At 66.4% G+C, this 10,985-nt stretch carries 8 protein-coding genes and 7 tRNA genes; 9 read left to right on the top strand and 6 right to left on the bottom strand.

Annotated elements, in window-relative coordinates; all coding sequences use genetic code 11:
• The first annotated feature begins 182 nt into the window (after positions 1-182).
• Together H4O11_RS03215 and H4O11_RS03210 are read left to right on the top strand one after the other, a co-directional pair.
• The gene (locus tag H4O11_RS03215; RefSeq protein WP_182337968.1) at positions 183-689 is read left to right on the top strand and encodes a hypothetical protein; all 507 of its coding nucleotides are present in this window, start codon (positions 183-185) and stop codon (positions 687-689) included.
• A 77-nt stretch (positions 690-766) separates the two neighbouring features.
• Positions 767-1,534 carry a YggS family pyridoxal phosphate-dependent enzyme gene (locus tag H4O11_RS03210; protein WP_182337967.1) on the top strand — a complete coding sequence of 256 codons (768 nt, stop codon included), beginning with the start codon at positions 767-769 and terminating at the stop codon, positions 1,532-1,534.
• 78 nt (positions 1,535-1,612) lie between these two features.
• On the opposite strand, the gene dsbG is transcribed toward H4O11_RS03210, so the two are convergent.
• The 3 genes from dsbG to H4O11_RS03195 all read right to left on the bottom strand — a co-directional run bounded on the left by dsbG (position 1,613) and on the right by H4O11_RS03195 (position 4,397).
• Positions 1,613-2,437 (bottom strand): thiol:disulfide interchange protein DsbG, encoded by an 825-nt coding sequence (dsbG, locus tag H4O11_RS03205; RefSeq protein ID WP_182337966.1) that lies wholly within the window; start codon positions 2,435-2,437, stop codon positions 1,613-1,615.
• A gap of 29 nt (positions 2,438-2,466) precedes the next feature.
• On the bottom strand, positions 2,467-3,267 hold the full coding sequence (locus tag H4O11_RS03200) for a TlpA disulfide reductase family protein (RefSeq protein WP_182337965.1): 801 nt from the start codon (positions 3,265-3,267) through the stop codon (positions 2,467-2,469).
• A gap of 80 nt (positions 3,268-3,347) precedes the next feature.
• The gene (locus tag H4O11_RS03195; RefSeq protein WP_182337964.1) at positions 3,348-4,397 is read right to left on the bottom strand and encodes a GlxA family transcriptional regulator; all 1,050 of its coding nucleotides are present in this window, start codon (positions 4,395-4,397) and stop codon (positions 3,348-3,350) included.
• A gap of 309 nt (positions 4,398-4,706) precedes the next feature.
• Here H4O11_RS03195 and H4O11_RS03190 point away from each other — a divergent pair.
• The 7 genes from H4O11_RS03190 to H4O11_RS03160 all read left to right on the top strand — a co-directional run bounded on the left by H4O11_RS03190 (position 4,707) and on the right by H4O11_RS03160 (position 5,763).
• A tRNA-Ala gene (locus H4O11_RS03190) sits at positions 4,707-4,782 on the top strand.
• Between the two features lie 53 nt (positions 4,783-4,835).
• Positions 4,836-4,911 (top strand) — tRNA-Glu (locus H4O11_RS03185).
• A gap of 182 nt (positions 4,912-5,093) precedes the next feature.
• Positions 5,094-5,169, top strand: a tRNA-Ala gene (locus H4O11_RS03180).
• 52 nt (positions 5,170-5,221) lie between these two features.
• Positions 5,222-5,297, top strand: a tRNA-Glu gene (locus tag H4O11_RS03175).
• A gap of 44 nt (positions 5,298-5,341) precedes the next feature.
• Positions 5,342-5,417: transfer RNA gene (locus H4O11_RS03170), tRNA-Ala, on the top strand.
• A gap of 51 nt (positions 5,418-5,468) precedes the next feature.
• Positions 5,469-5,544: transfer RNA gene (locus tag H4O11_RS03165), tRNA-Glu, on the top strand.
• Between the two features lie 133 nt (positions 5,545-5,677).
• Positions 5,678-5,763 (top strand) — tRNA-Leu (locus tag H4O11_RS03160).
• Between the two features lie 45 nt (positions 5,764-5,808).
• Here H4O11_RS03160 and H4O11_RS03155 read toward each other — a convergent pair.
• The 3 genes from H4O11_RS03155 to H4O11_RS03145 form a co-directional block, all read right to left on the bottom strand.
• The gene (locus H4O11_RS03155; protein ID WP_182337963.1) at positions 5,809-6,024 is read right to left on the bottom strand and encodes a hypothetical protein; all 216 of its coding nucleotides are present in this window, start codon (positions 6,022-6,024) and stop codon (positions 5,809-5,811) included.
• A 96-nt stretch (positions 6,025-6,120) separates the two neighbouring features.
• Complete coding sequence (locus H4O11_RS03150) at positions 6,121-8,280, bottom strand: PAS domain S-box protein (protein ID WP_182337962.1); 2,160 nt, start codon at positions 8,278-8,280, stop codon at positions 6,121-6,123.
• A 229-nt stretch (positions 8,281-8,509) separates the two neighbouring features.
• Positions 8,510-10,885, bottom strand: coding sequence for a Tex family protein (locus H4O11_RS03145; protein ID WP_182337961.1), 2,376 nt, complete (start codon positions 10,883-10,885; stop codon positions 8,510-8,512).
• Positions 10,886-10,985 lie beyond the last annotated feature (100 nt).

Genomic DNA, 10,985 nt, shown 5'->3' with positions numbered 1-10,985 from the left:
CGGACCCCTCCGTCCGGCGTGACAACCTGCTCCGGGTTGCAGGGCAACCCAACGGTGAAGAGTGGTCGAGCCGGTTCTTTGCTGTCAACCTTCGTCGTATTCGCCGAAAGTCGAACACTGTGCTGGAGTGCCCTGCGTGCTTGGGCTATTGTCATTGCCTGATCCAAGGAAGGAGCCTGCCCATGACGCGTGCCCTCAGCACTGCCGCCCTCATCGTTTCCTCGTGCGCCCTGCTGGCTTGTGGCTGGACGGCATGGCGGCAGCATCAGCTGGAATCACCGCAACGCGTGCTCAACGCACGTGGACTGGTCATCTCCGATGCCCACGGACAGGCACGGCTGATCCTTGGCGCGCCGGTGCCCGATCCCACTTCCGCCGGCAATCCGCTACCACCTCGCGCCGCACCGCTGTCCGGCCTGGTTCTGCTGGGCCCCGATGGATCCGAACGCGGCGGCTACGGAACCACCGATACCGGCGGCGAAGCCCTGCTGACCCTGGACGATGCCACCTCCTCCACCGAAGTGTTCAAGGTGGTCGCCAACCCGGACCGGGGCGCGACGCTCATGGTGAAACACCAGAACAATACCGGTGCGATGCTCACGTCGTGGCAGGGCCTGCCGGAGCTGATGTTCATCGATGACGGCGGCCGCACCCATTACGTAAAGCCGGGCGCCCAGGCCGCGCCCTGAAGCCGCGGCCATCGGGCTGGCCTTCGCAGCGCCCTGCGGCGACACTGGCCGGCTGTTGCATCCCCGTGGAATTGCCCATGTCCCTGATTCCCCCCCCCTGGCCGCAGGCCGACAGCGTGGACGCGCTGGCGCGCAACATCCAGGCCGTGCGCGAGCGCATCGCCGCTGCCTGCCAGCGCGTTGGCCGCGATCCGGCCGAGGTACGGCTGCTTCCGGTCAGCAAGACCGTCGACGAGGCGCACCTGCGCATGGCCTGGGCCGCAGGATGTCGTGGGCTGGGCGAGAACAAGGTGCAGGAGGCGCAGCGCAAGGCCGCCGCACTGGCCGACCTGGCCGGCCTGCGCTGGTCGGTGATCGGCCACCTGCAGACCAACAAGGCGCGCGACGTTGCGCGTTTCGCCGATGAATTCCAGGCGTTGGACAGCCTGCGCGTGGCCGACGCGCTGCAGCAACGCCTGCAGGTTGAAGACCGCCAGCTGGACGTCTTCGTCCAGGTCAATACGTCGGCCGAAACCAGCAAGTACGGGCTGCAGCCAGCGCAGGTGCACGACTTCCTGCAGGCGCTTGCTGCATTCGATCGGCTGCAGGTGCGTGGGCTGATGACCCTCGCCGAATTCACCCCGGATGCCGCACGCGTGCGTGCCTGCTTCGTGCGCCTGCGCGAACTGCGTGGGCAGCTTCGTGCGCAGGTGCCGGCCACGGTGAGCGTGGAGGAGCTGTCGATGGGCATGTCCGGCGATTTCGAGATCGCCATCGAAGAAGGCGCGACAGTGGTGCGCGTCGGCCAGGCCATCTTCGGGTCGCGGGCTACGCCGGACAGTTTTTACTGGCCGGCGCCCAGGTAGAGCGGGGCCATGCCCCGCTGGCGTAACGGGTGACGATCAACCGTCGTCACCCACGACGGCCTGCGGCCGTCACCCAACTCAACGCGGGCCGAGCACCAGGTCCATGTCCGCGCCCTGCGGCATGCCGGAGCGGCGCTGCACACTGCCCTTCTCATCCTTGAACAGGATGCCGGGCGTGCCCTGGAAGCCCATTTCCACCATCAACACCTGGTTGGCGTCCAGCTTGCGCGACACGTCGGCGCTGATGGCGACCGGCTTGATGCCACCGGTCTGGAACCCGGTTTCATTCTGCAGCAAGGCCGCGCTGGGATCCTTCGCCGACAGGATCGCCGCTGCCTTGCCCGGGCTGTCCTCGCGGATCACCCCGACCATGATGTGGCGCAGTTGCACCTTGCCTGCATCAACCCACGGGCGCGCCGCCTCCCAGAATTTGTGGCAATACGGGCAGTTGGCATCGCTGAAGGTATAGACCACGCGCGGTGCATTGGCCTTGCCATCGGCCACCCAGGCACTGGATTCCAACTGCTTCCAGATCTTCTCGGTCATCGGGCCGGCGACCTTCTGCTCCAGCTGGTCCTTGGCCACGTCATTGCCCTCGGCATCGAACAGGCTGCCTACCAGCACGTGCTTGCCGTCGGGCGTCACGTACGCAGCGGCGGGCTGCTGCCCGCCGACCACGCCAGCGAACCCACGCAGGCCACCCGGCGCATCGAACTCACCGACCACCTCGAAGCCATGCTTTTCAATACCCTTCAACACGTCCGGATGGGCACCGGCACTGGCTGCAGCGGGCTTGCCGTCGGTCGGCTTCTGCGGGGTCTGGGCCTGGCCACAACCGGCAAGCGCCAGCAGGATCGGCAACACCAGCGCCGACGGAGCGACGCGCAGGGAAATGGACAACATGGAAACTCCTTATGGGATGCCAGCGCAGGCTACCGTAGCCGGCGCAATTTGTGTTCAAGCCCCGCGGCGGTCAGTTCGCCCAGGTGCATTTCGCGAAGCCGGCCCTGTCCATCGAAGAACAGCGTGCTGGGATAGGCTTTGGCCCCCAATGCTTCGGATGTCGCTGCCTCTTCATCCAGCAGCACACCCTGCAGTTGCGGCGCATGCAGCTGCAGGAATCCGCGCACGGTAGCGGCGTCCTCGCCCTGGTTGACGAACAGGAAGCGCACCTGCGCGTGACTCCGCTGGGCCTTGGCCAGCACGGGCATTTCACGCACGCACGGGCCACACCAGCTGGCCCACAGATTCACCACCGTTGGCTGGCCCGGCACGGCAGCCAGCACTACCGGTGCACCCTGCAGGTCCTGCAGGGCCAACGCCGGCAACTGCACGTGATGTGCCTGCCAGCGTTCCAGCCCCATCGACATGCCGCCCCAGCCCAGCAGGGCCAGCAACGCACCTGCCAGCACCGGCACCCGCAGGCCCGGCAGCCGTCGCAGCTTCCAGCCAGCCCATGCGCACGCCACCAGCAGGAAGCCAGGAAGGTCGAAGCCACCATCGCCGATACGCAGCACCGACCACGGATCTGCGAGGTATTGCGCGCCATGGCGCAGCACGAAGACCAGCCGCGCGCCCAGCAGGCCAAGCAGGAACATGTCGATCAGCAGCGCATTGGCGGGACGCCATGAAACCCCCGCGGGGCGCGGCCACAGACGTGCCGCCAGCAGGGCGACCAGCAGCGAAGAAACGGCCAGCACCACCGAAAGTGGTACTGGCCCCAGGCTCAGCATCGACGACTCCTGCCTCTGTTCACGGTGATCGATGCTGTCCGACCACCCTGTCCAGTGCAAGGCAAGCCATCGGATCCCATTCAGGCTGCATGGCGATCAATCGGCCGCACCGGTGTTCCCATCAGCGAGGGTGCAGGCGCTGCCACGCGATCGCGCAGCTTGCCGGCGACCATCCGCCGGTAAGTAGCCGGCGTCATGCCGACGATGCGCAGGAACAGGCGCCGGAACGCGCTCTGGTCCGCATAGCCCACGCCCCATGCCACTTCGTCGATGGCCCCGCCCTGCTGCAACAGCAACTGCGCCTTGGCAATGCGCAGGCGCTGGCAGTATTCGATCGGCCGCAGGCCGGTGGCCTTCAGGAAACGGCGCTGCAGCGTACGCGGCTCCAGCCCGGATGCCTGGCAGATCGCTCCCAGCGTGGCCCCGCGTGCCGCCGTGGTGTGCAACCAGCGCTGGGCCTTCAGCACGTCACGATCGCCATGGGCGAAGTTGGCGCTGAAACGTTCCAGGTCCTGCTGCATGCCCGCCGGCACCACGATGCCCTGCTGCTGGGCCACGGCCGCCATCACGCCCTGGCCGTGCACCCGGTACAGCAGGCGCAGGCCGAGGAAGCGCCATGCCTGCGGGCCGCTGACAGTGAGCAGGTCACCATCGTCGACGAGCAGCCGCTCGCTCGGTACCCAACTGCCGTTCTGTGCGCTCAGGCCGGGGAACCGGGTCGCGTCCAGGCTGGCCACGGCACGTCCGGCCAGCAGGCCTGCGCGTGAAAGCACGCCGATTCCGTCATTCACCGCCGCCAGCAGGCTGCCGCCGTCATAGTGGGCACTGAGCCAGTCCAGCAGGATCGCCTCGTCACGGATCTGTCCGTTCTGGCTGACCTGTCCGGGCAAGGCGATGATGGCTGGCACGGTCGCATCCAGCAGTTCGGCGCCGGCGACGCGCTGCGGTCCGCCGCCATCGGCCGCCATCACCCAGCGCGACACCAGGATGCGCGCGGTATGACGGCCTTGCTGTTGCGCCAGGCGATTGCCGACGTGGGCCATCTCGGCCAACATCGATGCCGCCGACGGATCGGCGCCGGGGTATTCCACTACAGCAATTTCAGTCAGGTCGTTCTTGTGTGCGTCCATCTGCTCCTCCTCTTGCCTCGCCACGAACCGAGCCGGCGCCATTGATGGCGTGACTCTTCGGTGGCTGCAGGGTAGGAATCGCACACAGGCGGCGGCTATGAAGAAAGCTGCAATCTGCGTCACTTCTCGCATTGATCAGCAGGTACGGAGGGTGGACCTCACTCCCGATTTGATCACCGTCACAGTTGAAGAGGCTCCTGAACGCGGGTGAACACGCGGGACAGGGGCGCAGCGGGCCAAGCGCCCGCACTGCCGAAAATGCTTGCCAACCCCGGGGGCCATCGCTATGATTTCGCACCTCAGCGACGTGGGGCCATAGCTCAGCTGGGAGAGCGCCTGCATGGCATGCAGGAGGTCAGCGGTTCGATCCCGCTTGGCTCCACCAAACTTCCGGCATTAGGCCGTCGGAAGGTCGCCAATGAAATTGATGAGATCTGCGTCCCCATCGTCTAGAGGCCTAGGACATCACCCTTTCACGGTGGCGACCGGGGTTCGAATCCCCGTGGGGACGCCACTCATCTGGAACAACAGGGACCCGGCCGAAACCGGGTCTTTTTTGTTCTTCGCCTTCGGTATTCATCACGTGGCGCGTTGCATCCCCTTCACTCCCGGTGATGGACGATGCAGGCGTCGGGGGAAGCAGAAAAGGCTTCCACAAATGTGAATGTGCCGGTATGATAGGCGGCTCGGTTAAACGGGGCCATAGCTCAGCTGGGAGAGCGCCTGCATGGCATGCAGGAGGTCAGCGGTTCGATCCCGCTTGGCTCCACCACTTTCAGGCATTAGGCCGTCTGGAAGGTTGTACAACTTGAAGCTTTTCGTGCGTCCCCATCGTCTAGAGGCCTAGGACATCACCCTTTCACGGTGGCGACCGGGGTTCGAATCCCCGTGGGGACGCCAGTTTTATCCGGGAACCTGCCCATGCAGGCAACCGACGTTTTAGTGGGGCCATAGCTCAGCTGGGAGAGCGCCTGCATGGCATGCAGGAGGTCAGCGGTTCGATCCCGCTTGGCTCCACCACTTTCAGGCATTAGGCCGCCTGGAAAGCAGTACAACTTGAAGTTTTCGTGCGTCCCCATCGTCTAGAGGCCTAGGACATCACCCTTTCACGGTGGCGACCGGGGTTCGAATCCCCGTGGGGACGCCAATTCTGCAGAAACCCGGCTTCGGCCGGGTTTTTCTTTTCCTACGCCTGGCTGTGGTCGCGCGGAAAACCGCGGCGCGACGTGCGCCAACCCTATGCGTACGGCACGAATTTCATTACACTACGCGGCCACGCTGCCGGTGTGGCGGAATGGTATACGCAGCTGACTCAAAATCAGCCGGGGGCAACCCCATGAAGGTTCGAGTCCTTTCACCGGCACCAGGAAAATCAAGAAAGCCAGGCCGATCGCCTGGCTTTTTTGTTGCCTCAACGCGTCCGCCACAGGCGCCAGCTGACCCAGCCACCGTGGCCGAACGTGGCCACCAGCAGCACGGCCACCGCCCAGCGCAGCAGCAGCGCCGGTTCCAGCTGCAGCGCCTGCAGTGGCACCCGTTCCAGCAGCATCCACCCGGCCACGGCTGCCAGCCAGGCAATGACTGCGGGTGCATATGCGCGAAGTACCTGTCGATCCCAACCTGCCATGCCGTTCCCCATCTGTCTGAAGGTGGGGAGCAGTGTGTCGCGCACCGCTCTCATCAGCTGAGAACCGAAAAAGGGGACGGAGGAAATTAAGTTCACTTAATTCCCTCCGTCCCCTTTTTCGGTCTGCACGTTGTTGCGTCCGGCTGCCTTGGCGCGGTAACACTGCGCATCGGCCGATGCCACCGCTTCGTCCACGCGCATCCCCGGCTGGATGGATGCGATGCCGATGCTGGCGCCGACGCGCAGCTGCTGCCCTTCCCAGGGAATCTCCAGCCCCCCGATGGCATGCAGCAGGTCGCCGGCGATCCGGCGCGCGCGCCGCAGCGAACATCCCACCAGGATCACCGCGAACTCGTCGCCACCCAGCCGGGCCACCACGTCCGAATCGCGCACGCCCTGGCGCAGCACATTGGCCACTGCCCACAACACCGCGTCACCGGCAAGATGCCCCCAGGTATCGTTGACCGGCTTGAAGCGGTCCAGGTCGATGAACATCAGCGATGCCGCCTGGCCGGTGCGCTCGAGACGGGCGATGGCCTGCTGCAGGTGCGCCTCGAAGCCGCGCCGGTTGACCAGGTCGGTCAGCGGATCCAGTTCGGCCAGCTGGCGTGCTTCACGCTGGCGGGCACGCAACTGGGTGACGTCACGGATCACCCAGACCGCCCCCCGCAACGCGCCGCCATCGTCGTGCAGCCAGGCCTGCGACAGGTCGATCGGCACGTGGCCGTGGGCGTGCACCAGCAGCAGGTCCGAATGCAGGTCCACGGCGTTGCCATCCGGGTCCAGCAGCACCGACAGGTCCAGCGGCGACAGCGGTGCATATTCGGTGGTCAGCTGCATCACCTCGCCCACGAAACGCCCGTGCAGCGCATCCGCCGCGCCGTGGGCGAGCCAGTGCCGCGCCGCCGCGTTCACGTGTTCTATCCGCCCCTGCATGTCCACGCTCAGCACCAGGTCGGTCACCGCATCCAGGGTGATGCGGCTGCGCTGTTCGGTATCCACCAGGCGTTGCTCGCTGGCCCGCTGCGCGCTCACGTCCTGGATCTGCGACACGAAGTGCAGCGGATCACCGCGCTCGTCGCGCACCAGCGATACCGACAGCCGCGCCCACACCAGGTTGCCATCACGACCGACGTAGCGCTTTTCAAGATGGAAGTGCGCACGCTCCCCGGCAAGCAGGTCCTGCACCATCTGCAGTTCCGCCGGCAGGTCATCCGGATGGGTAAGCTGCTGGAAATCGACCTGCAGCAGTTCCTGGCGGGAATAGCCGAGGATCCGGCATAGCGCCTCGTTGACGTCCAGCCACGTGCCGTCCAGCGACACCAGCGCCATGCCCAGCGCGGCACTGGTGAAGGCGCCGGCGAAGGTTTCCTCCGCCAGCCGCGCTTCGGCACGCGCCTGCAGCATCTCGGTCACGTCGGTGGCCATGCCCACGAAGCCGGTGACCTCGCCCTGCGCATCGGACAGCGCACTGATCGACAGGCGCACCTGGCGGTGCTGGCCATCCTTGCGCAGGAACGTCCATTGCCGCGAAAACGTATGCTCGCGCGCCCGCGCACTGAAGATGGCAAACAGATCCAGCCCGGCCCCTTCCGTCGCCGGCTGCGCCTGCAGGAACGCCTGCACTTCCTGCTCATCGTGGAACAGCACCGGGCTGGCCTGCCCGACCACCTCTTCGGCGCGATACCCCAGCAGCCGTTCGGCGCCGGAATTGAACAGCGTGATCACGCCCTGCACATCGGTCACGATCACCGCCACTTCGTCGGATGCATCCACGATTGCCTGCAGCCGCTGCCGTGCACCGGCCACGTCATGGCGTGCCTGCTGCAGGTCGCTCACATCGGCGTGCGCACCGGCCATCCACAGCGGCCTGCCCTGCCCGTCCCATTCGTAGACACGGCCGCGGTCCTGCACCCAGACCCATCGGCCATCGCGGTGGCGCATGCGCAGCAGGCACTCGTAATGCGCAGCCAGCCCATCGAAATGCGCCTGCAGCGCGGCGTCCGAGCGCTGCAGGTCGTCCGGGTGCACCAACTGCACGAACGTATCGGAAGATACCGGCTGCAACTCGTGCAGCGCGTAACCGACGATCTCCGCCCAGCGCTCGTTTACCTGCATCCAGCCGCTCTGCGGATTCCATTCCCAGGTGCCGGCCGCGCTGCCATCGATGATCATGCGCAGCCGGCGCACCTGTTCCAGTGCCTGCTCCAGGCACTCGCGCATGTCATCGCTGGAAGCCGGTGAGCCCGAGCTCATCGCCGACGCCCACCTGCGGCATGGCATACGCCTGCCATCGGCTTGCGACATGCTCCGATTGCCACGCCTGCAGCATTGACCGTCATGGCCCCCCCGGCTTCTGGTCCGGACCCGGCAGGGCCCATTCGCATCGAAGTGTGCGCAATACCGGCCCATTGCGTAAGCCCCCCGCCCGTTTCCGGCGTGCGAGGCAGGGCCGGTCACGATGGACCGGCCCGCTGCGCTTGGCTCAGCCGCGTTTGGCGCGGGCGAATGCGTCGGCCAGCGCGTTGTTGGCCGGCGCCGCGGACTGGCCGGGACGATTGCCGCCCGCGCCCCCGTTACCCCGCGCCTGGCCGCGCCCGCCACCGCCCTCGCGGCGCCCGGCATGGCCTGCGCCACGCTCGTCACGCGCGCCCGCCCTGCTGGTTGCCTGTCCGGGCGTGTCGTCCAGGCGCCGGGTCAGTGCGATGCGCTTGCGCGCCACGTCCACCTCCAGCACCTTCACCTTGACGATATCGCCAGCCTTGACCACGTCGCGCGGGTCCTTGACGAAGGTGTCCGACAGCGCCGAGATATGCACCAGCCCGTCCTGGTGCACGCCGATATCGACGAAGGCGCCGAATGCGGCCACGTTGCTGACCACCCCTTCCAGCACCATGCCTTCGCGCAGGTCCTTGATGTCTTCCACGCCATCGGCGAAGCGCGCCGCCTTGAAGTCCGGGCGTGGATCGCGGCCGGGTTTCTCAAGCTCCTTGAGGATATCGCGCACGGTCGGCACGCCGAACTTCTCGTCGGTGAACTGTTCGGCCTTCAACGCGCGCAGGAAGCTGCCATCGCCGATCAACGCCTTGATCGGGCGGGCGCTGGCGGCCACGATCCGTTCCACCACCGGATAGGCCTCCGGGTGCACGGCGGAGGCATCCAGCGGCTGGTCGCCGTCGGCAATGCGCAGGAAGCCCGCACATTGTTCGAAAGTCTTGTCGCCCAGCCGCGCCACTTTCAGCAGGTCCTTGCGGCGCTTGAACGGCCCGTTTTCGTCGCGGTGGCGCACGATGTTCTCGGCGACGGTGGACGACAGGCCGGACACCCGCGACAGCAGTGCGGCCGACGCCGTGTTGACGTGCACCCCGACCGCGTTGACGCAGTCCTCCACGCGGGCCTCCAGCGCACGCGCCAGCCGATACTGGTCCACGTCGTGCTGGTACTGGCCCACGCCGATCGCCTTGGGTTCGATCTTCACCAGTTCCGCCAGCGGATCCTGCAGGCGACGCGCGATGGACACCGCGCCGCGGATCGACACGTCCAGGTCCGGGAATTCCCTGGCCGCGAACTCTGATGCCGAATACACCGATGCACCGGCCTCGCTGACCACCACCTTCTGCAGTTTCGGATTGCCGCAGGCCGAGATCACCTCACCGGCCAGCTTGTCGGTCTCCCGGCTGGCGGTACCGTTGCCGATCGCGATCAGTTCCACGTCGTGCTTGCTGCACAGGTGCTTGAGTGCCTGCAGCGACTGTTCCCACTGCCTGCGTGGCTCGTGCGGATAGATGGTGTCGGTGGCCACCAGCTTGCCGGTGGCATCGACCACCGCCACCTTGCAACCGGTACGGATGCCGGGGTCCAGGCCAAGCACCGTCTTCGGGCCGGCCGGCGCGGCCAGCAGCAGGTCCTTCAGGTTGTCGCCGAACACCGTGATCGCCTCGGCCTCGGCCTTTTCGCGGGCCTGGTTGAACAGGTCCAGCAGCAGGTGCATGTGCAGCTTTGCACGCCACGCCAGGCGGCAGGCATCCAGCAGCCAGCGGTCGGCCGGGCGGCCCTGGTCGGCAATGCCGGCGCGGTAGGCCACGCGCCCTTCGGCATACTGGTGGCCAGCCTCGGCATCCGTGCCCGGGTCCAGTTCCAGGTACAGGATCTCTTCGCGCCGCGCGCGGAACAATGCCAGCAACCGGTGCGAGGGAATCTTCGCCAGCGGTTCGGCATGCTCGAAATAATCGCGGTACTTGGCGCCTTCGTTTTCCTTGCCCTCGGCCACGCGTGCACGGATCACGCCGGTGGTCGACAGCCATGCACGCAGTTCGCCCACCAGCGCCGCGTCTTCGCCCCAGCGTTCCATCACTATCGCGCGCGCACCTTCCAGTGCGGCCTTGGCATCGGCCACGCCCTTGCCGGCATCGACGAAACCGGCAGCGAACACCTGCGGATCCAGCATCGGATCAGCCAGCAGGCCATCGGCCAGCGGCTCCAGCCCCGCCTCGCGGGCAATCTGCGCACGCGTGCGGCGCTTGGGCTTGTAGGGCAGGTACAGGTCTTCCAGCCGGCTCTTGGTGTCGGCGGCGAGGATGTCATTGCGCAGTTCGTCGCTGAGCTTGCCCTGTTCGTCGATGCTGGCCAGCACCGCGGCACGGCGATCTTCCAGTTCGCGCAGGTAGGTCAGGCGGGTTTCCAGGTTGCGCAGCTGGGTATCGTCCAGCCCCCCGGTAACTTCCTTTCGGTAGCGCGCGATGAAAGGAACGCTGGCGCCTTCATCCAGCAGGGCGATGGCGGCACGCGCCTGGGCGGCCTGGGCACCGATCTCGTCGGCGATGGTCTGGGCGATCTGCTGGGCAAGCTTGATGTCTGACATTGCTTCCGGCCGGGGCCGCGTTGCGGAAAGACCCCATTCTGGCCCGGCATGGCGGGCGCGGGAAGGCGTTGACAAGCGGGCTGGAAACAGAGGCAGGAAT

The organism is Stenotrophomonas tumulicola (genome assembly GCF_014117215.1).
GTDB lineage: Bacteria > Pseudomonadota > Gammaproteobacteria > Xanthomonadales > Xanthomonadaceae > Stenotrophomonas > Stenotrophomonas tumulicola.
The sequence above is the reverse complement of the archived record's forward strand: the minus strand, read 5'-3'. Positions and strand labels throughout refer to the sequence as shown.

Coding starts and splice junctions, on each gene's coding strand:
- H4O11_RS03215 (WP_182337968.1), top strand. CDS start 183: ATGACGCGTGCCCTCAGCACTGCCGCCCTCATCGTTTCCTCGTGCGCC.
- H4O11_RS03210 (WP_182337967.1), top strand. CDS start 767: ATGTCCCTGATTCCCCCCCCCTGGCCGCAGGCCGACAGCGTGGACGCG.
- dsbG (WP_182337966.1), bottom strand. CDS start 2,437: ATGTTGTCCATTTCCCTGCGCGTCGCTCCGTCGGCGCTGGTGTTGCCG.
- H4O11_RS03200 (WP_182337965.1), bottom strand. CDS start 3,267: ATGCTGAGCCTGGGGCCAGTACCACTTTCGGTGGTGCTGGCCGTTTCT.
- H4O11_RS03195 (WP_182337964.1), bottom strand. CDS start 4,397: ATGGACGCACACAAGAACGACCTGACTGAAATTGCTGTAGTGGAATAC.
- H4O11_RS03155 (WP_182337963.1), bottom strand. CDS start 6,024: ATGGCAGGTTGGGATCGACAGGTACTTCGCGCATATGCACCCGCAGTC.
- H4O11_RS03150 (WP_182337962.1), bottom strand. CDS start 8,280: ATGAGCTCGGGCTCACCGGCTTCCAGCGATGACATGCGCGAGTGCCTG.
- H4O11_RS03145 (WP_182337961.1), bottom strand. CDS start 10,885: ATGTCAGACATCAAGCTTGCCCAGCAGATCGCCCAGACCATCGCCGAC.